Annotated in this window: 21 protein-coding genes; 12 read left to right on the forward strand and 9 right to left on the reverse strand. The window is 70.4% G+C overall.

The annotated features are described in order from the left end of the window. Positions 1 to 68 precede the first annotated feature (68 nt). The 3 genes from I5071_RS29515 (at position 69) to I5071_RS29525 (ending at position 2006) form a co-directional block, all read left to right on the forward strand. Positions 69 to 1124, forward strand: coding sequence for a hypothetical protein (locus tag I5071_RS29515; protein ID WP_236516592.1), 1056 nt, complete (start codon positions 69 to 71; stop codon positions 1122 to 1124). 83 nt (positions 1125 to 1207) lie between these two features. After that, entirely contained in the window at positions 1208 to 1666 is a 459-nt protein-coding gene (locus I5071_RS29520) for an SRPBCC family protein (protein WP_419249670.1), read from the forward strand. Continuing rightward, positions 1653 to 2006, forward strand: coding sequence for an ArsR/SmtB family transcription factor (locus tag I5071_RS29525; RefSeq protein ID WP_236516594.1), 354 nt, complete (start codon positions 1653 to 1655; stop codon positions 2004 to 2006). Before I5071_RS29520 ends, I5071_RS29525 begins: the two co-directional genes overlap by 14 nt. Positions 2007 to 2047: 41 nt before the next feature. Here the strand turns inward: I5071_RS29525 and I5071_RS46865 are convergent, their stop codons facing one another. Continuing rightward, entirely contained in the window at positions 2048 to 3148 is a 1101-nt protein-coding gene (locus tag I5071_RS46865) for an MBL fold metallo-hydrolase (protein WP_329611085.1), read from the reverse strand. 152 nt (positions 3149 to 3300) lie between these two features. Here I5071_RS46865 and I5071_RS29540 point away from each other — a divergent pair, with 152 nt between their 5' ends. Both I5071_RS29540 and I5071_RS29545 read left to right on the forward strand, forming a co-directional pair. Further along, a complete protein-coding gene (locus tag I5071_RS29540) occupies positions 3301 to 3750 on the forward strand; it encodes a GFA family protein (protein WP_236516595.1) in 450 nt (149 codons plus the stop codon). Between the two features lie 202 nt (positions 3751 to 3952). After that, the gene (locus I5071_RS29545; protein ID WP_236516596.1) at positions 3953 to 4561 is read left to right on the forward strand and encodes a hypothetical protein; all 609 of its coding nucleotides are present in this window, start codon (positions 3953 to 3955) and stop codon (positions 4559 to 4561) included. Positions 4562 to 4599: 38 nt separating this feature from the next. On the opposite strand, the gene I5071_RS29550 is transcribed toward I5071_RS29545, so the two are convergent. Beyond that, positions 4600 to 5271, reverse strand: coding sequence for a hypothetical protein (locus tag I5071_RS29550; RefSeq protein ID WP_236516597.1), 672 nt, complete (start codon positions 5269 to 5271; stop codon positions 4600 to 4602). Between the two features lie 90 nt (positions 5272 to 5361). On the opposite strand from I5071_RS29550, the gene I5071_RS29555 reads away from it, so the two are divergent. After that, positions 5362 to 5916, forward strand: a complete 555-nt coding sequence (locus tag I5071_RS29555; protein ID WP_236516598.1) for a hypothetical protein — start codon at positions 5362 to 5364, stop codon at positions 5914 to 5916. A gap of 3 nt (positions 5917 to 5919) precedes the next feature. Here the strand turns inward: I5071_RS29555 and I5071_RS29560 are convergent, their stop codons facing one another. The 3 genes from I5071_RS29560 to I5071_RS29570 are packed head-to-tail and all read right to left on the reverse strand — an operon-like array spanning position 5920 to position 9147. Further along, complete coding sequence (locus tag I5071_RS29560; protein ID WP_236516599.1) at positions 5920 to 7155, reverse strand: beta-ketoacyl-ACP synthase; 1236 nt, start codon at positions 7153 to 7155, stop codon at positions 5920 to 5922. Beyond that, positions 7152 to 7490, reverse strand: coding sequence for an acyl carrier protein (locus I5071_RS29565; protein WP_236516600.1), 339 nt, complete (start codon positions 7488 to 7490; stop codon positions 7152 to 7154). The genes I5071_RS29560 and I5071_RS29565 overlap by 4 nt, the downstream gene beginning before the upstream one ends. 46 nt (positions 7491 to 7536) lie before the next feature. After that, positions 7537 to 9147: an NAD(P)/FAD-dependent oxidoreductase gene (locus I5071_RS29570; RefSeq protein WP_236516601.1), complete on the reverse strand. Its 1611-nt coding sequence runs from the start codon at positions 9145 to 9147 to the stop codon at positions 7537 to 7539. A 273-nt stretch (positions 9148 to 9420) separates the two neighbouring features. Here I5071_RS29570 and I5071_RS29575 point away from each other — a divergent pair, with 273 nt between their 5' ends. Then, a complete protein-coding gene (locus I5071_RS29575) occupies positions 9421 to 11229 on the forward strand; it encodes an NAD(P)/FAD-dependent oxidoreductase (RefSeq protein WP_236516602.1) in 1809 nt (602 codons plus the stop codon). On the opposite strand, the gene I5071_RS29580 is transcribed toward I5071_RS29575, so the two are convergent. Further along, complete coding sequence (locus tag I5071_RS29580) at positions 11226 to 11948, reverse strand: hypothetical protein (RefSeq protein ID WP_236516603.1); 723 nt, start codon at positions 11946 to 11948, stop codon at positions 11226 to 11228. The two genes, I5071_RS29575 and I5071_RS29580, sit on opposite strands and share 4 nt — an antisense overlap. Before the next feature lie 64 nt (positions 11949 to 12012). On the opposite strand from I5071_RS29580, the gene I5071_RS29585 reads away from it, so the two are divergent. Next, on the forward strand, positions 12013 to 12714 hold the full coding sequence (locus I5071_RS29585; RefSeq protein ID WP_236516604.1) for a hypothetical protein: 702 nt from the start codon (positions 12013 to 12015) through the stop codon (positions 12712 to 12714). Position 12715: 1 nt separating this feature from the next. On the opposite strand, the gene I5071_RS29590 is transcribed toward I5071_RS29585, so the two are convergent. After that, positions 12716 to 13195, reverse strand: a complete 480-nt coding sequence (locus tag I5071_RS29590) for a hypothetical protein (protein ID WP_236516605.1) — start codon at positions 13193 to 13195, stop codon at positions 12716 to 12718. Between I5071_RS29590 and I5071_RS29595 the strand changes: the two genes are divergently transcribed. Further along, on the forward strand, positions 13179 to 14228 hold the full coding sequence (locus I5071_RS29595) for a polysaccharide lyase (protein WP_236516606.1): 1050 nt from the start codon (positions 13179 to 13181) through the stop codon (positions 14226 to 14228). The two genes, I5071_RS29590 and I5071_RS29595, sit on opposite strands and share 17 nt — an antisense overlap. Here the strand turns inward: I5071_RS29595 and I5071_RS29600 are convergent, their stop codons facing one another. Further along, positions 14229 to 14930: a hypothetical protein gene (locus I5071_RS29600; RefSeq protein WP_236516607.1), complete on the reverse strand. Its 702-nt coding sequence runs from the start codon at positions 14928 to 14930 to the stop codon at positions 14229 to 14231. Positions 14931 to 15038: 108 nt separating this feature from the next. On the opposite strand from I5071_RS29600, the gene I5071_RS29605 reads away from it, so the two are divergent. Beyond that, entirely contained in the window at positions 15039 to 18440 is a 3402-nt protein-coding gene (locus I5071_RS29605; RefSeq protein WP_236516608.1) for a serine/threonine-protein kinase PknK, read from the forward strand. A gap of 49 nt (positions 18441 to 18489) precedes the next feature. Continuing rightward, a complete protein-coding gene (locus I5071_RS29610; RefSeq protein ID WP_236516609.1) occupies positions 18490 to 20151 on the forward strand; it encodes a B12-binding domain-containing radical SAM protein in 1662 nt (553 codons plus the stop codon). Between the two features lie 305 nt (positions 20152 to 20456). Here I5071_RS29610 and I5071_RS29615 read toward each other — a convergent pair whose 3' ends face one another. Next, the gene (locus I5071_RS29615) at positions 20457 to 20846 is read right to left on the reverse strand and encodes an HPP family protein (protein ID WP_236516610.1); all 390 of its coding nucleotides are present in this window, start codon (positions 20844 to 20846) and stop codon (positions 20457 to 20459) included. 54 nt (positions 20847 to 20900) lie between these two features. On the opposite strand from I5071_RS29615, the gene I5071_RS29620 reads away from it, so the two are divergent. Beyond that, positions 20901 to 22142: a hypothetical protein gene (locus I5071_RS29620; protein ID WP_236516611.1), complete on the forward strand. Its 1242-nt coding sequence runs from the start codon at positions 20901 to 20903 to the stop codon at positions 22140 to 22142. The last annotated feature ends 1 nt before the right edge of the window (position 22143 follow it).

Genomic DNA, 22143 nt, shown 5'->3' on the forward strand with positions numbered 1-22143 from the left:
CGTCGCGTCCGCGGCCCATCGCCGAGCTCGCGCTCGACCGGAGCGACGACCGTCGCTACCGTCGCCCCATGCGCTCCCGAGCTGCCGTCGCGATTGCCGCGGGTGCCCTCTGGGCGTGCGCTCCTGCGCCCGATGCGATCGATGCTGGGGCCGACGCCGAGATCAGCCAGGACGCCGGCGCGGATGCTCCTGCCGATGCACGGCCGACGCCCGGACAGGCGTTCGTCGGGCCGTCCGTGCTCTCCGAGACCGGCCTCTACGAAGACCTGGCTTCGGCCGCGCTGGCGCCGGGCGTGATGCCGTACCGCGTGCGCTTCGAGCTGTGGGCCGACGGCGCCGAGAAGCAGCGGTGGATCTACTTGCCTCCCGGCACGCGCATCGACACGCGTGATCCCGACGTCTGGGTGTTCCCGATCGGCACCCGCGTGTGGAAGGAGTTCCGTGTCGATGGCGTCCGCGTCGAGACGCGGTTTCTCCACAAGGTCGAGGCCGATCGCTGGGAGAACGTCGCCTACGTCTGGCGCGCCGACGGATCGGATGCCGACGCTCGCCCCGAAGGCGCCACCGACGTGCTGGGCACGCCGCACGATGTGCCCGCGATCGACGACTGCTTCACCTGCCACCGAGGCGCGATCGATGGCCTGAACGGCGTCGGCGCCATTCAGCTCGCCACCGGAGCGCCGGACGACTTCCTCGTGCACCTCGAGGCAGCGGCGCTCGTCACCCAACCGATCATCCCGCGGCCTGCGATCCCCGGCACCGAGCTCGAGCAGTCGGCGCTCGGCTACCTGCACGCCAACTGCGGCCACTGCCACGACTCGGCTCACCCGCTCTCGCACTTCCGCGCGCTCCGGTTGCGCATCCCGGTGGGCCTCGTGGATCCGCTGGATGCGCCCGCGGTGCGGACGACCGTCGGCGCCGAGATGCACCACGCTGCCGACGGCACGACGATCGCCGTCGTTCCCGGCGAGCCGCTGTCGAGTCAGCTCTACGTCCGCATGCTGCATCGGGGCGACGAGTGGGACATGCCGCCGGACCCGACGGACGCCAGCGACTTCGTCGATGAAGCAGGCGCCGAGCTCGTGCGCGCGTGGATCGAAGGACTCCCGGCGACGCGGCCCTGACCGGAGGCACGCGCAAAGCGCAATTGAACGGTTGCGTGTCAGCGCGACCTCGCCTATCTGTTGATGCAACCCGGAGGTTGCACATCATGTCGAGCACCGATCGCATCGAGAAGAAGCGCCTGCTCCGCGCCCCCCGTGACCGCGTGTGGCGCGCGCTCACCGACCCTGCCGAGTTCGGCTCGTGGTTCGGCATGCGGCTCGACGCGCCCAGGTTCGAGCCCCGCGCGCACGTCCGGGGGCGCATCACGATCCCCGAGTACGCGCACGTCGTCGTCGACATGTGGATCACGAAGCTCGAGCCGCAGCGCCTGTTCTCGTACCGCTGGCACCCGTACGCCGTCGATCCCGCGGTCGACTACTCGAAGGAGGAGCCGACGCTCGTCGAATTCGTCCTCGAGGACGCACCCGGCGGTACGCTGCTGCTCGCCAGCGAGTCCGGCTTCGATCGCATCCCGATCGCGCGCCGCGCCGAGGCGTACCGCATGAACACCGGTGGCTGGGAGGCCCAGCTGGAGAACATCGCGAAACATGTCGAGGGCTGAGCGTTCCACCGCGCGCGAGCTGCGCGCCGCCGCGCCGGTGTTCGCCGCGCTGGGCGACGAGACGCGGCTGCGCATCGTCGCCCGTCTCGGCACCGGTGGTCCCGCGTCGATCGCGCGCCTCACCGAGGGCTCGGGCGTCACGCGCCAGGCGATCTCGAAGCACCTCCTGGTGCTCGAGGGCGCAGGGCTCGTGCGCAGCGCGCGCCAGGGCCGCGAGAGCGTCTACGAGCTCCACCCGCGCGAGCTCGAGACCGCACGCCGCGCGCTCGATCGCATCTCGGCCGCGTGGGACGACGCCCTCGATCGCCTCGCCGCACACGTCGAGCAGAGCGACGAGTGAAACGCCGATGAAACGACGTTTCACACCGGTGAAACGTCGTTTCATCCCTGCGGGGACGCGGGATACGCCGCGATCGGGCGCCGCTCGATCGGCAGCTTCGCCGCGTTCCATGCCGTCATCCCGCCGCGGATCGACGCCACGTCGCGGAAGCCCATCTCGCGCAGCTGCAGCGCCGCCTTCCCCGAGCGACCGCCCGATCGACAGACCAGCACGATCGGACGATCACGCGACCAGCGCCGAGCGACGCTGGGCACCGCCGCGAGCGGCACGTGCTCGACGCCCGGGATGTGCCCGAGCTCGCTCGAGAGCTCGATCGGCTCGCGCACGTCGACCACCCGCGCCGCGCTGCGGTTCGACGCGACCCACTCCGGCGTGACCTCGGGGATCCCACCCGCGCTCGTCTCGACGGGCGCCCAGGCCTGCCCCGACGCGGGCTCGGCGTGCGCCGGCTCGGGCAATCCGCAGTGCAGGTTCGCGGGCACTGCGACATCGATCTTCTTCGGATACGCGAGCTGCAGGTGCTCCATGATGTCGACGAACTCGGGCTCGCTCTTGCCTCCACCGAGCCGCGGATTGAAGCGCTTCTCCTCGGCGACGCTGGTCACCGTCCGACCCTTGTAGTCGTGGGCGGGATAGAGCAGGCACGCGTCGGGGAGCGAGAAGATCTTCTCGTGCACCGAGTGATAGAGCGTGTGCGGGCTGCCCTGCTGGAAGTCGGTGCGTCCCGACCCGCGCACCAGCAGCGCGTCGCCGGTGAACGCCATCGCGTGATCCGCGGTCACGTAGGTCAGGCAGCCGTTGGTGTGGCCAGGTGTCTCGCGCACCTCGAGGGCGTGGCGACCGAACCGGATCACGTCGCCCTCCTTCACGAAGACATCCGCGCAGCCCGCGCCCGAGCGCTCGGACAACACGGACTTCGCGCCGGTGCGCTCCCGGACCGCGCCTGCGCCCGTCACGTGATCCGCATGCACGTGGGTGTCGAGCACGTAGACCAGGCGCAGATCGAGCTCGCGCACCAACGAGAGATCGCGCTCGACCTGCTCCAGCACCGGATCGATGAGCACCGCCTCGCGAGTGTCCTCGTCGGCGAGCAGGTACGTGTACGTCGACGACTCGAGGTCGAAGAGCTGTCGGAAGAGCATGGCGGCGGTGTCCTCCCGCGCTTCCTCGAGCAACGCGGGTGCCAGAGCCGCACAGTGCTCCGATCGATGCGACCGATGATCTCGCGCCTCGAGATCCGTCCAAGCCTCATCGCGGCGTGCTCGCCGCGGCTCTACGAACGCTGGAGGATCGGATGAAGAAGACGTATCGGGGCAGCTGTCACTGCGGCGCGGTCCGGTTCGAGTGCGACCTCGATCTCGCGCCTGCGGGGGAGCGATCGGCGCCGGAGCTGCCCGGCGTGTGGTGGACTTCGACCTTCCGATGCGACTGCACGTACTGCCTGAAGACGCGCATGTGGAAGGGTTTCGTGCGCGCGAAGGACTTCCGCGCGATCGCGGGAGACGAGGTGCTCGGCGACTATCTCTTCGGCACGCGGGCGATCCACCACCGCTTCTGCAAGGCGTGCGGCGTCACGACCTACGCGAGCGCGTCGATGGAGCAGCTCGGCGGGGACTTCTACGCCGTGAACATCGCGTGCTTCGACGATGCGACGCCGGAGGAGCTCGAGCGCGCGCCGATCACCTACGAGGACGGCGCGCACGACGCGTGGGATCGTCCACCGGCGCGCACCCGCCACCTCTGATCGGCCGCGCTGAAACGTGTGTTTCACGTGTTTCACCGGTCGTGAAACACACGTTTCGGTCACCGGCTCAGCGCGCCGCTTCGAGGCGCGCGTCGGACTCCTGCCGCACGCGCTCGTGCTCGTCGCGCGCGAGCATCGTCGCGCGCGTCTCGGGCGTGTCGACGATCACGAGCGACGACGTACCGCGATACGAGTGCGCGACGTGCTGACGTACACTCGCGAGGTCGAGATCGTCGGGCGTCCCGACGGTCGCTTCGGCGCGCTCGCGACCAACCGCGATCGGGCCGGCTTGCAGGTGATCGAGAGCGACGGCTCGAGCCCGAGCGGGATCGTGCGACCGACGACGCGCGAGACGATCCACCAGGTGCTCTGGGACGGCTGGACCTGGATGATGCCGGTCACGACGTACGGCACCAGCGGGACTTGCTCGTCACGCGCGCAGGTGGCGCGAGGCGACGCGCTGACGAGCCTGTTCGCGGTCGGCGCCTCCACCACCGGCAGCGCCGAGACGTCGAGCATCGCAGCTCGCGGCGACGAGGCCGTCATCGTGCTCACGATGCCGCCGCCGCCCGGGACCACGGACCCCGCATCACTGCGAATCCTGCGCGCCGGGATTCCGGCGAGCGCGACGGGCGCGCTCACACTTCGCGCGCCCGCGACGCCGCTCGGCGACGTCACGACGGCGGTCGCCGGCATGCCCGTCGCGACGGTCTTCACCGGTGACGAGCAGATCGTCGCGGTGTGGAGCGATCGACGCTGGGGTCAGACCGAGATCTACTCGATGGTCGTCGACGTGCCCGACTGCGACTGAGCACATCGTGTTTCACGCGCGTGAAACACGATGAAACGTCAGGGCGTCACCTCGACGGTCGTGCGCACCCTGCGCTGCACGATCCGACCGTCGGCGTCCGGGCCGAGCCACGGCGTCCAGATCACGAGGTCGTAGCGTCCCGGTGGGATTGCCTCGCCGTCGTGCATCTCGGGCTCGGTGGTGCCACGCCGGATGCGGACGCGCGCCGACACGTCGACGACTGCATGGAGCGCTCCTCCGGGCTCGAGCACGACCCGGACCCAACGGCACGGGATCGCGCATCCCATCGCGAACGCGGGACCCGAGTACTCGTTCCGGAAGTCCACGAGCTCGCCGTCGCGCTCGATGTCGGTGCCCCCGATCCCCACCGAGGGCGGGAGCACGACCTCGAGGGGCTCGGCCGTCGCGTTGCGGAACGTGACCGGGACGCGCGCTCGCTCACCGCTGCGAACCGAGACCGGCTCCACGCTCGCGACGAGCACGTTCGCGTCGGCAGCGCGATCGACACCGTTCCGAGTGGTCTCGACCCGGCACTCCGCGGCCACGCGATCGAGCTCGAGCGCCGAGCCCCGGCACGGATCCGTGGAGGCCACCTCGGCCCCGCTGGTCTCCTCGACCGCGCTGGTCTCCGCGGCCGCCTGCTCGCGCGTGGGCGCGCACCCGAGCGCGATCATCGCGATCACCATCGCGTGCGTCGTCGTGTTCGACATCGCGCGAATGTAGCGGCTCACCGCGACCGCGCCGCGAGCGCGAAGCATCGGTAAGCCGAGCGCGACTCGCACCGGTGTTACACGCACGTCGTGAGCACGTGGTCCGGGATGGTCGTGCGGCCGACCGAAGAGGTCTGCGCCGCACTGTGGAAGACGAAGATCGAGCTGAGCCCTGCCGACGGCTTCGCGGTCGTCGCGATCCGAGGTGGGCTCGAGGCCGCGAGCGCGCTCGCCGCCGAGGTCGCGCGTGAGAGCCGCTCGGAGGTGCTCGCGCTCTTCATGCAGACCTCGGTCGACGCGTATTCGATCGAAGAGCACGGCCCGAGCGGCCCGCTGCGACGGCTCGTCTACGCGCGCGAGGGCGCAGGCTGGGCGACCATCGAGGGCGAGGCACGCCCGTGGGAGGTCGACCTCCACTTCCACGGCGACCGTGAGGGGTTCCTCACGAATCTCCACGAGCACGAGTGGAGCGACGCCGAGATCGACGCGGCCGCAGCGGCGTGGGATGCGCGCTCGGTCGCCATGCTCCCGCGCCTGCCGCCCCTCACGGCGCGCGCGTTCTCGTCGTTCGTCGCACGCTACGGGAAGACCGCCGCGGTCGCCGATCGCCGTGGCTTCCTCGCCCGCCTCCTGCGCTTCGGCTGACGCCTACTCGCCCCAGGCGCGCAGGACGAGCGACGTGTTCACTCCGCCGAACGCGAAGTTGTTCGTCATGATCGTCCTCGGACGCTTCTGCACCACTTCGCGCAGATAGCCGAGCTTCGCGCAGCGGGGATCGATCTCGTCGAGGTTACGATTCGGCGCGAGGAATCCGTCGCGCATCATCTGCAGGCAGAACACCGCTTCCATCGCGCCGCACGCGCCGAGCGTGTGGCCCGTGTAGCTCTTCATCGTCGAGATCGGCACATCGCGCTTGAACACCGAGTACGTCGCGTTGGTCTCCGCGATGTCGCCGATCTCCGTGCCCGTCCCGTGCGCGTTCACGTAGTCGATGTCGTTCGGGTGCGCCTTCGAGTCGCTCAGCGCGAGCTCCATCGCGCCGCGCATCCCGTCCTCGCTCGGCGCGGTGATGTGCAGTCCGTCGCAGTTCGTGCCGTAGCCGATGATCTCCGCGAGGATCTTCGCGCCGCGCTTCTTCGCGTGCTCGAGATCCTCGAGCACCAGCGTCGCCGCGCCCTCGCCGATCACCAGCCCGTCGCGCTTCACGTCGAAGGGACGCGGCGAGCGCTCCGGCGTCTCGTTGTACCGGATGCTCGTCGCCATCAGCAGATCGAACGTGACCGCCGTCGCGTAGTGCAGCTCTTCCGCGCCGCCCGCGATCATCACGTCCTGCATGCCGTACTTGATCGCCTCGTACGCCGCGCCGACCGACTGCGAGCCGCTCGTGCACGCGCTGATCATCGGCAGCACGCGCCCGCGGATCCCGAAGAACGACGCGAGGTTCGCGGCGCACGTGTGCGTCATGAACTTCAGGTACGAGCTCGAGTCGAGCCCGCGCATCGTGAACTGCGTGAAGAGCGGACCGCAGAACTCCTCGAGCGCCTGCGAGCTGCCCGTCGTCGATCCGTACGCGATGCCGCAGCGCCCGCTGGCGAGCACCTCGGCGCCGACGTTCGCCTGCGCGATCGCCTGCTCGCTCGCGTACGCCGCGTAGAGCGCGACGAGGCCCATCGTGCGGCGCTTCCGCCGCGGGAAATGCGCTTGCAAATCGAGCCCGGTCACGGCGCCGCCGATGCGCGTCTGGAGGTCGGGGATGTGCCCCCACTCCGGCATCTTGCGGATGCCGTGTCGACCTCGCTTGAGCGACTCCGTCGCTTCGGCGTCGCTGTTGCCGATCGGCGAAGCGAGGCCGAGCCCGGTGACGACGACGCGCCGGCCGCTCACTGCTTGGTCTCGCCTTCCGCCGCCCCCGGGTTCGTCGGAGGCTCGGTCGGTCCTTCCGGCACACCCGCCTTCGCCTTCTCGATCTCGGCGAGGACGAAGTCGATCAGCTCGTCGACGGTGCGCACCTTGCGCGCGTCGGCCGGGTCGGGGCGTCGCCCCGTCATCTCGCGCAGCTGCGTGAAGATGTCGATCGCGTCGATGCTGTCGAGATCGAGCTCTTCGTAGAGCGTCGACTCCTTGGTGATCTTCTTCGGATCGAGCTCGAACGAGTCACTGAGGATCTCGACGATCTTCCCGAAGATCTCGTCGCGGCTGAGCGTGGCAGTCTCGGACACGGTGCTCTCTTACAGATGAAGTCTCGGAACCACGAATCCGCGCAGCTCAGCCGAGCTGCACGGGCTCCATGAACTGGTGGAGATCGAGCGGCGCGCCGCCGGTCTCGCCGAGGATCCGTCGCGCCTCGGTCAGGCAGAAATTGAAGATCTCCTCGGTGCGGGCATTGACGCCGCCCTTCTTGCGCTCGCGTCCGATCTCGTCCTGGAAGTGCAGGAGATCGGTCCCGTCGTTGTATTGGCCGAGGTTCGAGCGGTGATAATTCCCGCTCGCCTCGAGCTCGCGCACCAGGCGCCCGAAGAGCTGCCGGAAATTCTCGAGCGCGTTGAGCACGTACTCCTTGCGGCGGAGCTGCTCACGCACCTTGCGCAGATCGAGGTGATGATCGCGCAAGAAGAAGTCGAGCCAGAGGTTGTAGTAACAGCTGATGTCGAAGTTCCACTTGAGACGCATCGTCTCGAAGCTGCCGAGCACCGGATACTGCTCGCGATACAGCTTCATCGTGGCTTCGTATCGGAAGCGCATGAACTCGTCGTAGAGACGGCTGCGCTCCGCGAGCTCGGCGTCGCTCTCGCCCGCGAAGTCGCGACGGACCATGTCCGTGATCATGTCGCTCTCGAGCGAGATGTAGTCGGAGCCCGGCGAGTAGAACGGATCGCTGAACGCGGCTGCCTCGCCGATCATCGCCCAGCGCTCGGCGCCGTCCCAGAACTGCTTGGTCGCGTACGTGTATCGAGCGTAGTGCTCGACGTCGACCATCTCGGCCTTCTCGATGAGCGACGCGACCGCGCGGTGCTGGCGGAGGAACTTCCAGAAGCCCTCCTCGGTGCGCATCCACGGCTCGAACACCTCGCCGACGACACCGAGCGACGTGACGCCGCGCGCGATCGGGATGAACCAGATCCAGTAGCCGCGATAACAGAAGTGGTTCGTGCTCAGCACGCGCGCGGTGTGGCGTGCCCGCGCCTTCCACGCGTCGGCGCCCGGCCACTGTTTCTCCCCCGCGCCGCCACCCTCGCCGAGGCCGTCCATGTCGGTGATGCCGGTGAAGCGGCCCCACACCGCGCCGCAGCCGTGGGGCTCGCGCACGCGCAGCTCGCGCTGGTTGCTGATCAGCTGGCGGCGACCGCTCGCGTCGATCACCCAGCGCGCCGCGTAGCGTGTGCGCGTCCCGTCGGGCGCCTCGACCGTGAACGCATGCCGGTGGCTGCGCGCCTCGTCGGTGCCGCTCTTCAGGTCGAGATCGCGCACGGTGACGCCGACCTGGACGTCGACGGCGTCCGCGCGATTCATCTCGAGCAGATCGGCCTCGAAGCGCGCGCGATCGATCTGGAAGGTCGGGAACATCGGCAGCTTGTTGCTGCCGACCTCGCTCATCTCGAAGAGGTGCGCGTTCTTCTCGGGGGTGTCGAAGAAGAAGCGGAGGCCGTTCTTCGGGAGCTGCTCGTCGTACATATACGTCGACAGCCCGAGCTTCCGGATGAAGAAATTCGAGGCGATCTCGACGCTCGACTCACCCACCTTGAAGCCGCGCTCGACGTCCTTCTCGAAGAGCGCGATCGAGACGTCGGGCAGGGTCCGGCGCAGCTGACGCGCGACGAGGTTGCCGGCGAGACCGCCGCCGAGGATCGCGACGTCGACCTTCTTCTCGGGGTGCACGACTTCTCCGGGCTCCGATTGGATGGCTCTGGGATCGACTTCGCCGCCGCGACGGACCCTTCGGTGCGCTACGGCGGCGTGGGTGCTCTTCTCCCCCGAGAGGGGGCCTAGGATATCGGCGCCATGTTCCGTACGCCACCCCTTCCGCGGACGCTGGAACGCCGGACATTTGCACGCGCAAGGACCTGCCGCAGCCGTCTGTTTCGCTAGGGGATCTCGCACTCTCCCGCGGGTGCGTGGGCGGGGGCCCACGGGTAGACTCGGCGCGCCTCTATGAAGCGCTACGACGTCGTGATCTGTGGTGGTGGGCTCGCGGGCCTGACGTTGGCCCGGCACCTGCGGCGCGAGATGCCCGCGGTGAGCGTCGCGGTGGTCGAGCCGACGAAGCGCCCGCTGCCCGACGCCTGCCACAAGGTCGGCGAGTCGAGCGTCGAGATCGGGGCGCACTTCTTCGAGCACGTGCTCGACCTGAACGCGTACCTGCACGAGCGCCAGCTCGTGAAGAACGGCCTGCGCTACTTCACCGGCGACACCCGCGGGCCGCTCGCGGCGCGTCGCGAGATCGGCCCGAGCGAGCACCCGGTGGTGCCGAGCTTCCAGCTCGATCGCGGGCGCTTCGAGAACGATCTGCGCGAGTTCGTCGAGCAGGACGGCGCCGCGCTCTACGAGGGCTGGCACGTGTACGGCGTCGAGCTCGCGGCGCGGCAGGAGGGCGTGCAGCCCGAGGACGCGCTGCTCGACGGCGGCATGCGACACCAGGTGATGATCTCGGCGGACGGCGGCCGTCGCGAGGTGCTCGAGGCGCGCTGGGTGATCGACGCGAGCGGTCGCCGCCGCATCATCCAGAAGAAGCTCGGCCTGACGCGCGACAGCGATCACCCGCACAGCGCGGCGTGGTTCCGCGTGACCGGCAAGCTCGACGTCGCGTCGCTGGTGCCGGAGAGCGAGCGCGCGTGGCATGCGCGCGACGTCGATCACAACCGATGGCTCTCGACCTGCCACCTGTGCGGCGTCGGCTATTGGGTGTGGCTCATCCCGCTCTCGACCGGATACCACTCGCTCGGCATCGTCGCGGGCGAGGAGCACCATCCCTTCGAGACCTACGCGCGGCCCGAGCGCGCGATGAAGTGGCTCGAGGAGCACGAGCCGGTGCTCTTCGAGAAGATCAAGGATCTGCCGCTCGACGACTTCAAGGTGCTGCGCCGATATGCGTACACGAGCGAGCAGGTCTTCAGTCAGGACCGCTGGGCGTGTGTCGGCGAAGCGGGTGTGTTCGTCGATCCGCTCTATTCGCCGGGCAGCGATCTGATCGCGATCGCGAATGTGCTCGCGACCGAATTGGTGCGCTCGGAGATGCGCGGTGACGCGGACTTCGCGCAGCGGGTGACCGACTCGAACGACTTCATGCTCGGGTTCACCGAGGTGACGACGACGACGTTCCGGCGGCACAGCCACATCAACGGATCGCCGGGCGTGCTCCCCGCGAAGCTGTACTGGGACAACTTCCACTACTGGTCGTTCATCTGTCAGTACTTCTTCAACCGCGTCTATCGCGTCTCGCCGGCCGATCATCGCAAGTTCCGCGAGCTGCACCGGCAGTTCGCCGCGCTGAACGTGAAGGCGCAGTCGATGCTCAAGGCGTGGGCGCACCTCGCGCCCGGGCGCGCGAAGGGTGATTTCCTCCCGCTGCCGCAGTTCCCTTCGCTCCTCGCGGATCTGCACCTCGATCTCCAGAACCGCCGCACGCCCGACGAGACCTACGAGGTGATGAAGAAGAACCTCGAGGGCGCGAAGGAGGTCGTCGCGGAGCTGACGTTGCGCGCGCTCAAGGCGGTCGGCCCGGAGCAGGTGCGCGAGCTCGTCGCGAGGACGGGATTCGTCGACTGGGATCTCGTGTTCGACGACGCGCGCCTCGACTACGACGCTTCGAGTGAGCGTGCCAGTCTGCGGAAGTCGCTCCCGCGCATCGCGCGCGACATGTTGCGCTGTCTGCCCGAGGTCGAGAACGACGGCTCGGGGCCGACGATGCGCGAGCTGCTCGCGATGGCACGCGGCGTCGACGCACCGCGCGTCGCGGTCTAGCTCGGCTCGGGGAGCGCGGCGCGCAGCGTCTCGATCCACGCTCGCACGTCGGCGCGCCCCGACGACGGATTCTCCGGCTCGAGCCGCCGCAGCAGCCAGACCACGGCTTCGTCGGCGTCGGCGAGCACCTTGAGCGGCTGGCGGCGCGGTCGCGTCATCGAGTGGATCTCGGCCGCCGCGTCGACGAGCACGTCGGTGCGCTCCTCGAGCACCACGGCGATCGCGGCGAGCGGCACGAGCCGATCGAGCACGCCCGCGACCCACGGCAGGCTCGCCGCGTCGGGCGGCGGCGATCCGGGCTCGACGATCACGACGAACCCGACGCCGGGCCCCGCGCGCTCCATCGCTCGCGCGGTCACCTCGAACGAGCGCTGGAGTCGCTCGTACGTCGGCTCACCGCGCCAGATCGCCGCCACGATGCGCTCGCGAGAGCCCACCACGAACGCCGCCTCGGAATGCTCGACCCACCCCACCCGGGAACGTTGGCGAGCGGACGTGCTCGCGTCAACGGTGCGCGTGCATCGGGAGGCTCTTTGTCGCGCGGAGGTCGCGGCGCTGCGGCGCGAGAGCACGTCCGAGATCGTCACGATCTCCCGCCCGGCGCGATCAATCCACCGACGGTCGAGGCGCAGCGCGTCGCTCGTGTACGTCGCTGCGGCGCACGGTGCGACCCGCGTCGCCACCGCGCGACGGAGCGCCTCGACGATCTCTGCGCGCACGACTTGGAACGCGGAGTGCGGAGCACGTCACGCGGCGCCGCGTGGACGTGCGCAGGAGGACACGATGCTCGACGAAGGCAACAGGTGGCGCGTCGCTCTCGGGTGCGCGGCGTGGAGCGTCTCGCTCGCGATCACGTCGAGCGCATCGGCGCAGGTCGACGTCGCGGAGCCGCTCGAGCAGCCCGTCGTCGTGACGGAGCAGCCGCCGCCGACCTACACGCCGCTCACGCCGCGCGAGCTCGAGGGGTACGACATTCCGCCGCGCGATTTCCTACGCCCGCGCGCCGGCTTCTCGCTGATGGGCGGCTACACGCTGGGCGAGCCCGAGGGCTGGCTGATGGGCGGCAGCGCGCGCATCGGAATGCAGATCGGTGATTGGTTCGCGGTCTACTACCAACCGACGGCGCTCTACGCGAACCTGCAGACGCCGAACGATCGGCAGGACGGCGCGTTCACGTTCTGGAGCTCGTTCATGATCGAGACGACGCTCGCGAGCTGGGTGTCGATCGCGGCCGGCCCTTCGGTCGATCTGTGGACCGGGTGCGACGAGGGCGCGCTGCCGGACACACAGGCCCGCGAGGGCCAGGGGTGCGACTCCGACGAGCCGTTCTTCGGTGTGCACGGGCGCGTCGCGCTGAACATCCCGACGTACGCGGTCGGCGATCGCAATGCGATCCAGGTCTCGGTCGAGGTGCATCCGACGTGGCTCGGCGATGGCTTCGAGACCATCGCGATCCTCGGCGGGCTCGGCTACGACACGATGTGATTCAGGTCGTCGGCAGCGACACGCGGAGCTCCTGCACGAACGCGGTCACCGCATCGGCGAGCTCGGGTCCTCCCTCGAGGCGCCGCGCGAGCCACGACGCGCCCTCGGCGAGATCGGTGCACACCTTCAACGGCTGAGCACGACGGCGGCGCAGCACGAAGATCGTGGTCGCCGCGTCGACGAGGAGGCGCGCGAGCGGACCACGATCCTCGGCGACTCCGACGGTCGCGCAGAGTCGGTCGAGCGCGTCGAAGCGCCGCGCCACGTCGGGCAGATAGGCGACGTTCGGCGGGGGCGAGCCCGGCTCCCACACCGCGAACATCGCGTATTGCGGGATGTCGCGCGTCACGCGCTCGAACGCGAGCGTGCAGCGATCGATGCGCTCGGCGGTCGGCTCGCCTCGCCAGAGGAGCACTCCGACCGGGCCGACGACGCCGCATCCGAACGCGGCCTCGACGTGCTCGATGCGCGAGGGGAACACGTGCAAGATGGTGCCCGAGAACGCGGCATTGGAGGAGAAAAGAGCGATGCGACGACACGTCGTGCTCGGGCTCGTGTCGGTGCTGGCGGTGACGGCGATCGCGGAGCGCGCGAGCGCGCAGGTCGTGTGGCGCGGTGATTTCGAGACCGGCGACACGTCGCAATTCAGCTTCCGACTCAACGAGATGGTGGAGGGGCGTCGCTACATCACGGTGCAGAGCGAGACCGTGGTGGAGGGAACGCGCGCAGCGCGCATCGAGCTGCACGACGACGCGGTGTGGCCCAATGGGCTCAAGCGCGTGGAGCTGAGCCACGAGCCCCAAGCGGCGCGCACTGCAGAAGGCGCAGAGACGTATTTCGCGTGGAGCTTCTATTTCCCCGAGACGCTCTCGAGCGATCCCGCGCAGACGATCGGATATTGGGAGTCCGGCAGCAGCTTCAGACAGATGATGGCGTTCGATCTCGCGGGGACGACACTGACGTTCACCACGCGACAGCCGTCGAACGTCGAGCAGTGGCGCGGTGAGGGCGCGATCACGCCGGGCGAGTGGCACCGCATCGCGATGCACGTGCGCTGGTCGAAGGACGCGGCGATCGGGCGCGTGAGCGTGTGGCTCGACGGCGAGCCGGTGGTGACCGACGCGCCCGCGCGGACTCTGAACGACGACAATCCGCACTTCGTGCAGATCGGACTGCTGCGCGGCGCGATCTCGTTCTCCGACGTGCCGGTGATCGTGATCGACGACGTCGTGGAGGGGAATTCGCTCGACGACGTGCGGCCGGGTGATCTGCCGGGCGAGATGCCCGATGCCGGCGTGATGCCGAGCGATGCGGGCACGGAAGTCGACGCGGGGCGTACGGACGCGAGCGAGCCCGATGCGTCGACGTCGGATGCCGACGCGGGGCGGATGTCGCGCGAGGACGAGATCGTCGGTGGCAGCTGCGCCGTGGGACGAAACGCGCGCGGTGACGCGCTCGGGCTCGCCGCCGTCGCGGCGTGGCTGCTGATGTTCGCGCGACGACGCGCGCGGTGATCACGCGATGCGGATCCACGTCGCGACGCCGACGGCGAGCACGTCGCCGTTCGTCGTCGCGAGCGCGGTGCCGCAGCGCGCTTTGCGCCCTTCGGTGCCGAGCGCCCAACCGACGATGACGTGCGGTCCGGGCCCGACCGGCGCGCGCACGTCGACCGCGAGCTCGCCGAGCAACATCGGCTGCACCGTGCCGCCGACGATCGCGAAGTAGCCGGGGCAGTCGAGCGCGGCCCACACGATCTCGGAGCGCAGCGCCGATCCCGCGAAGAGATCCGCGCTCGGCTCGAAGGGCGCGGCGACGATCCCGTCGGCGATCGCGCCCGCGAAGATGCGCAGTCCGTCGCCCACCGCGCGCGAAGGGCCGCAGACGAAGCAGGTCGGGAACACGTGATCGCGCGGATCACGCGCGACGTATCGAGCGCTCGCCTCGCGCGCGCGATCGAGCGTCGGGATCGCGGGCACCTCGACGTCGACGCTCGCGGGCACGCCGGTCGCGACGAGCGACTCCCCGTCGAGGAGACGCACGCCGTGGGTCGCCGCGTCGTCCTCCACGTGCATCGCGCGATCGAGCGGCGGCGGCTTGTGCAGGCGCACCCGTGAGGCACCGGCGATCGCGCGCGCGACGCAGCCACACGAGTACCCGCCGTTGCCGGAGTCGGGCGGACCATTGAAGCGCGGAGCGATGACCACGTCGGCGTGCATGACGAGAGCATGAGCGCGGCGTGAGCCACGCGCTCGGCGGCGTCGCTCGCGATCGCGGGCACTGGTATCGTCGGATCGGTGCGCGCTCCGATCGCGGTTGGTCCTTTCGTGGTCCACACGCCTCTCGGGTGCGGCGGCATGGGCGAGGTCTGGGCGGGCGCCCACGTCGCGCAGGGCGTGCCGATCGCGATGAAGATGTTGCGGGGCGAGCGCGCGCTGGCGCGGCCCTACGTCTGGGCGTTCCGTCGCGAGGCCGAGCGGCTCGCAGCGCTCGATCACCCGGCGATCGTGACGATCTTCGACTACGGGACGCTGCCCGACGAGGTCGCCGCGGCGAGCCGAGGTGCGCTGGTCCCCGGGAGCCCGTACCTCGCGATGGAGCTCTGCGACGGCGGGGCGCTCGCCACGCGCGGTCGGCTCGCGTGGTCCGAGGTCGCGTGGGTGCTCCGGGTGTTGCTCGACGCACTCGCCCACGCGCACGCGCGCGGCGTGCTCCATCGCGACATCAAGCCGGCGAACGTGCTCGTGTCGAGCTCGGTGGATCCGTCGCGGCCCGGCATCGTGCTCAGCGACTTCGGGATCGCGTGCGCGCTCGACGCGGACGACGAGCCGGTGCGCTTCGATTTCGCGGGGACCCACGGATACATGGCGCCGGAGCAGGTGCGCGGTGACGTTCGTGAGTTCGGTCCGTGGACCGATCTCTTCGCGCTCGGCTGCTCGGCGTGGGCGCTGCTCGCGGGTCACGCGCCGTTCCGCGCCGCGCCCGCCGGCGAGGCTCGGCGCCCCGCGATCGAGCGCGATCTCCCGAGCTTGCCCGACGACGTGTCGGTGCCCCACGAGGCGCGCGCGTTCCTCGAGCAGCTCACACGTCGCGATCCGCGCGAGCGATTCCAGCGAGCGGCCGATGCGGCCTCGGCGCTCGAGTCGATCGCGAGCACCACACCCGCGGCGCTGCCGCGCCGCTTCCTCGATCCCCAGACCGCGCCCACCCTCGATTCGTTGCGCACGCGCGTCGCATCGACGTCGAGCCTGCCGACGCTCGAGATCACGTCGGTGCGCGATGCGGCGCCCGCGCGTGTCGCGGCCGCGGCTCCGGCGCTCGCCACCACGCCCACGTCGTGGCGCACCGCGCGCACGCCACCCGCGCGCATGCAGCTCCTCGGCGCCGGCCTCTCGCTCTACGGCGCGCGCGAAGTGCCGCTCGCCGATCGCGACGAGGAGCGCGATCGCCTCTGGCGCGCGCTCGTCGACGTCCAGACGCAGCGCCACGCTCGCGTGGTCGTGCTCCGGGGCCCCTCGGGCGTCGGGAAAACTCGACTGCTCCGATGGGTCCTGCATCGCGCCCACGAGCTCGGTGCGGGCACGACGTTGCTCGCGACCCACGCGCCCGAGCGCAGCGTGCGCGACGGATTCGCGCCCGCCCTCGCGCGCCATCTGCGGTGCGTCGGGCTCCCGGCCGACGCGCTGCGCGCGCGGATCGCGCGCTTGCTCGACACGTCGCCGGACCCGATGGAGATCGACGCGCTCTTCGCGCTCCTCGCGCCCTTCGCGTGTCCCGAGGGCGCGCCGCAGGGCACGTCACGCGACACCACGCTCCATGCGCTCCGCCGCGCGATCGCCCGTGAAGCGAGCGCGCGAGCGCTGGTGATCGGTCTCGACGATCTCCAGTGGGGCGACGACACGGTCCGCATCCTCCGAGCGCTGCGCGAGGGTGATTCGCTGCCGATGCTCGTCGTCGCCACGGTGCAGGACGAGGCGCCGCTCGTCGCGCCCGACACGCGCGCGGCGCTCGAAGCCCTCGAGCGAGATGCGATCTCGATCGCGCTCGGGCCGCTCGGTGCCGAGGATCATCTCCGGCTGATCGAGCAGCTGCTCCGTCTGGAGCCCGCGCTCGCACGGGAGCTCGCGCGCCGCACTGCGGGGAATCCTCTCTTCGCCGAGCAGCTCGTCGGCGACTGGGTGCGGCGCGGCGTGCTCGAGGTGCGCCCGGCGGGCCTCACGCTGCGCGAGGGCGTCGCGATCGAGCTGCCCGACGATCTGCACGCGGTGTGGATCGCGCGGGTCGAGCGGTTGCTCCACGATCGCTCGGATCACGACCGCGAAGCGCTCGAGCTCGCGGCGCTGCTCGGACATCGTGTCGACGAGGACGAGTGGGCGCGCGCGTGCGCGTTCGCAGGGCTCGGATCTCCGCGCGAGCTCGGCGCGGCGCTCACGCGAGCGAGGTTGCTCGAGCGCGATCACGAGGGCGGCCTCTCGTTCGTGCACGGCATGCTGCGCGAGAGCGTGCTCCGCGCGTCGCGCGACGCGGGTCGACGCGACCGACAGGCGCGCACGATCGAGGTGCTGCTGCGCGGGCGGATCGCGCTGGGAACGCGCGATGCCGGCGAGCGTCTCGGGAGGCTCCTCGCCGAGCACGGCCGCGGTCTCGAGGCCGCGCCACTGCTCGTGAGCAGCGCCGACGCGCGGCGCGAGGCGTGCGAGCACGGGACGGCCCTCGCACTGCTCGACGAAGCGGAGATGGCCCTCGACGCGGCAGGAGTCGGCCCCGAGGACGTCGCGCGTGCCGCGGCATGGGTGGGGCGCGCGTCGGCGCTGCGCATGCTCGGCGACTACCCCGCGGCGATCGCCGCCGCCGAGCGCGTCCTCGCGCACCAGCGCGATCCCGCATGGACCGAGCACGTCCCGTGGGCGCGCTTGCGACGTGCCGAGGTCGTCGCGCGACAAGGGCGCATGCACGTCGCAGATCCCGATCTCGCCGCCGCGGAAGCCGAGCTCGCGCGCCGCGGCGAGCTCGGTGGCGTCGCGCAGATCGCGTCGCTGCGGGCGTGGGCCGGCCTCTTCGCAGGAGATCTCGACGGCTCGCTCGCGGTGTTCGCGCGGCTGCGCGCGCTCCTCTCGGGCCCCGAAGCGCCTCCGCCGGGCCCGCTCCACGTCGACTGGTCGATCGGGTTCGCGCACGTCGCGCGCGAAGAGCCCGAGCTCGCCGAGGCCGCGTTCGCGCGGGCAGACGAAGGCGCGCGGCGGCTCCGGAACCGGCTCGGGCTCGCGCACGCGTGCTGCGGCCGCGCGTCGATCGCACTGATGCGCGACGATCCGACGAAGGCCGTGGAGCTCGCGCGGGAGGCGCTGGCGCTCTACCCCGAGTCGTTCGGCGCGCAGGAGTCGCACTTCGCGCTGTTCAACCTCGGCGTCGCGTGGCGTCGCCTCGGTCGCCTCGACGACGCGCGCGCGGTGCTCGTCGACGGGATCTCGAGCCTCGTGCGCGGTCATCGCCCCGGCTTCGCATCGCGACTGCAGATCGCGCTCGCGGTGGTCGAGGCGCAGCGAGGCAGTTGGGACGATGCGCGCACGCAGCTCGACGCCGCGTCGGCGTTCGCGCGCGAGTACGGCGTGCGCGAGACGGTCCTGGCGCGCGAGCTCGAGCACCTCGTCCCGGTCGCCACGTCGGCGTCGCGAGACGATCTCGCGCGAGACGCGCGCGACCTGGCGCGACGGCTGCGGGCGCGCTGAGCCGGCGCGCCGTGCTCCCACGAGCACACGCTGCTACCTCTCGGCCCCGATGTCGCCGCGCGTGCTGGTGGTCACGGGAGGGCTGGTCTCGGCCGAGGACACCGATCTGCTGGAGGCGCTGCGAAAACAGATCGCAGCGCTCCGGGGGTCGGAGGCGGTCTGGCTCGATCTGCAGATCAAGCTGCACGCTGCGGAGCGATTGCTCGCCGCGGATCGACACCGTCGCTCGCGCGCGTTCCAGATCGCGCCCTATCGCGCGGCGGTCGAGCGCTTCGACGGGCATGCGCCGATCGGCGAGATCCCCGAGCTCACCGAGGTCGCGCTCGCGACGCTGCTCGAGCGCGAGGGCTTCGAGGTCGAGTGCACGACCTACTCGAAGCTCCACGCCGACGCAGCGCTTCGCGAGCGCCTGCTCGCGCGCACCGACGCGGTGTTCGCGTCGACGACGCTGCTCCACGATCGCGCCGAGATGGATCCGATGCTCGCGATGCTGAAGCGACCGCACAACAAGGTGGTCGCCGGCGGCGCGCTCGCGTCGATGCTCCACGCGACGTGGGACGGATCGAGCGCGATCGATCTGCTCGCGGTGGGCTACGGCGAGATGCTGGTGCCCGCGATCGCGCAGTGGCTGCGCACCGGTGAGCTCGTCGCGCCGGAGCGCGGGCGGCTCGAGGAGCGGGGCGGCACGCCGATCGTCTTCTCCGGCGTGCCCGAGGGGCGCGTGCTCGATGCGCTGCCTGCGCCCGACTGGCGCATTGCCGAAAGGGTGCACGGACGTCGATTCCGGATGGCGCACTACGAGTCGGTGCGTGGCTGTCCGTATCGATGTGCGTTCTGCAATTATCCGTATCTCTTCGACGACACGAAGTTCCGATATCGCAGCGCCGAGCGCATCGACGCGGACTGGGCCGCGCTCGAGGCGCAAGGCATCGAGTACGTCAGCTGTCTCGACAGTCTGTTCACGATGCCGCGCAAGCGATTGCAGGAGCTGTGTCGGCGCCTGATCGCGCGCGGCAGTCGGCTCAAATGGATCTGTTATGCGCGCGCCGACGATCTCTGTGATCTGCCGACTGCGCAGCTCATGAAGGACGCGGGCTGCGTGCAGGTCCAGATCGGGGTCGAGTCGGGCAGCGACGTGATCCTGAAGAACATGAACAAGGCGTGCACCGCCGACGAGAACCGGCGCGCGCTGATCAACTGTCGCAAGGTCGGGCTCACGTCGCTGGTGACGGTGATCGTCGGGTTCCCCGGCGAGACCCGCGAGACCGTCGACGAGACCTACGCGCTGCTCGCGAGCGCGCCGCCCGACGTGTTCTACGTCGTCGCGTTCTCGACGTGGGTCGAGGGCGTTCCGATCCTGAAGGACGAGACCAAGAAGAAGCACGGCCTGGTCACGCTGAGCGGGGTGCCCTCCCCTGCTCCGTACTGGCGTCATCCCGGCATGTCGTGCACCGAGGTCTCGCACGAGGTGAAGCGGCTCAACGAGAAGCTCATCGAGAGCCGCGTGGGGCTCGAGGGGTTCCTCTTCTATCGCGGCCTCCTGGGCTACGACCCCGCGGATCGTGAAGCGTTGCTCGACTTCCAGCGCGACGTGATGCGCGGACAGCCGATCCTGCGCGGCCTCGTGCGCGGGCTCGATGCATTCGTGCACCGCCAGCTGGTGCGCGACGTCGAGGCCCGCCTCGGCGCTGCGCGCGCGATGTCGGCCTGATCGCTCGCGCTCACCACCCCCCTCGGTGGCCGCATGGTGTGCGGTCTTCGAGGGCGGCACGCTGCGCATGCAGGTGCTCTCGGTCGCGCACCTGCCGCCGCGCACCTCACGTACGTCGATTGCGGCGCCGATCCGACGACCGGCGCGCTCGGCGGCACCGAGTGGGAGGACGAGACCGACTCCTGCGACGTGCACGCGCGCGCGATGACGCTGCGCCTCGAGCCCGCCGACGAGGAGCGCGTGGACGGTCGGGGGAGACGCCGAGCGCGCCGCAGCAGCTCGAGGCGCAGCCCTCGCCGTGACGCTCAGAGCCGCTCGACGAGCAGTCGCAGCGCGTCGGTCGACGTGAAGATGCCGAGCAGTCGATCGTGCTCGTCGGTGATCAACACCGAGCCGAGCTTGTGCTCGTGCATGCGCGCGACCACCTCGCGCAGCGACGTCTCGGGCCGCGCGCAGTAGGGCTCGGGGCTCATCGCGTCCTCGACGCGCACGCGCTCGGCGTCGGCGACCGACTCGACGAGCCGCACGTCGCGATCGCTGATCAGCCCGACGAGGCGCCCTCCTGCGAGCACCGGGAGGTGGCGGATCCCGTGCGCCCGCATGCGCTCGGCCGCCACGGAGATCGGCTGATCTCCACCGATCGTGTAGGGATGAGGGACCATGACCGAGCCGACCTGCGCCACGACTGCCTCCACGTGATCGTCAGGTACGCACGCTCGGAGCACGCGCCATGCGACGATGCGAGGACCGTGACGAGCCACTGCTACAGAATTCGTAGCGCACTGCTCGTGCTCGTGTGCATCGCGTGCACCGAGTCGAGGGACGCGCCCGACGCGGGCCCATCGTGCGAAGGTGTCGTGTGCCGCGAGCGCGAGGTCTGCGAGCTCGGGGCGTGCCGCTGCGATCCCGCGCAGTCGACCACGACCGACGCGCTCGACCTCGTGCTGATGATGGACTCGTCGGGGTCGCTGGAGGCCGAGCAGACCCGCTTCGTCGCCGCGCTGCCGCGCTTCTTCCGCGCGCTCACGAGCGGCGATCACGACGAGGACGGCACGCCCGAGCACACGCCGGTGCGCTCGCTGCACGTCGGCGTGGTGACGAGCGACATGGGCAGCGCGGGCTTTCCGATCCCGACGTGCGGCACGGAATTCGGGGACGACGGGCGCTTCGTCCGCAGCGCGAGCGCGTCGCTCGGAGGATGTCCCGCGACCTACCCCACGTTCTTCGAATTCGCCGCCGGCGACGACGTCTCGGCGCTGGCGAACGACGTGAGCTGCGTCGCGCAGACCGAGCACCTCGAGGGGTGCGGCTTCGAGCAACCGCTCGAGTCGGTGCTCAAGGCGCTGTCGCCCGCGGTGCCGACCGAGTGGACGGCCGAAGGGTTCGAGCCGCCGACGTTCCTCGACGGGACGCTCGGGCACGGCGCGGGGATGCACGCCGGCTTCTCGCGGCGCGATGCGGTGCTGGCGATCCTGCTGCTCACCGACGAAGACGACTGCTCGGTGAGCGACGTCGAGCTCTTCGATCAGACGAGCCCGCGCTACGGGGGCGAGCTCTCGTTCCGCTGCGTCGCTCACCAGAGCGCGCTGCACCCGTTCGCGCGTTACGTGGGCGGGCTCGCATCGCTGCGCCGTCATCCGGGGCGCGTCGTGCTCGGCGTGCTCGCGGGCATCCCGGCCGAGGTGATCCCGAGCGCGCCCGGCGAGCCCGAGGACTACGACTGGATCCTCACGCACCCCGACATGCAGTCGGCGATCGACGCGACCACCGGGCGCATCCGCCACTCGTGCGAGGACGCGGCGCTCGGCGCGACGCATCCGCCCGCGCGCATCGTGCAGGTCGCGCAGGGGCTCTCGTACTCCGGCGCACGCACGTTCGTGCGCACGATGTGCAGCGCCGAGGGCGCGCCGGCGGAGATCCACGTGCAGCCGGCGCTCGACGCGCTGCTCTTCGAAGTCGATCGTGCGATGGCGACGCCGACGTGCGACTGAC

Source organism: Sandaracinus amylolyticus, from assembly GCF_021631985.1.
GTDB classification, from domain to species: Bacteria; Myxococcota_A; Polyangia; order Polyangiales; family Sandaracinaceae; genus Sandaracinus; species Sandaracinus amylolyticus_A.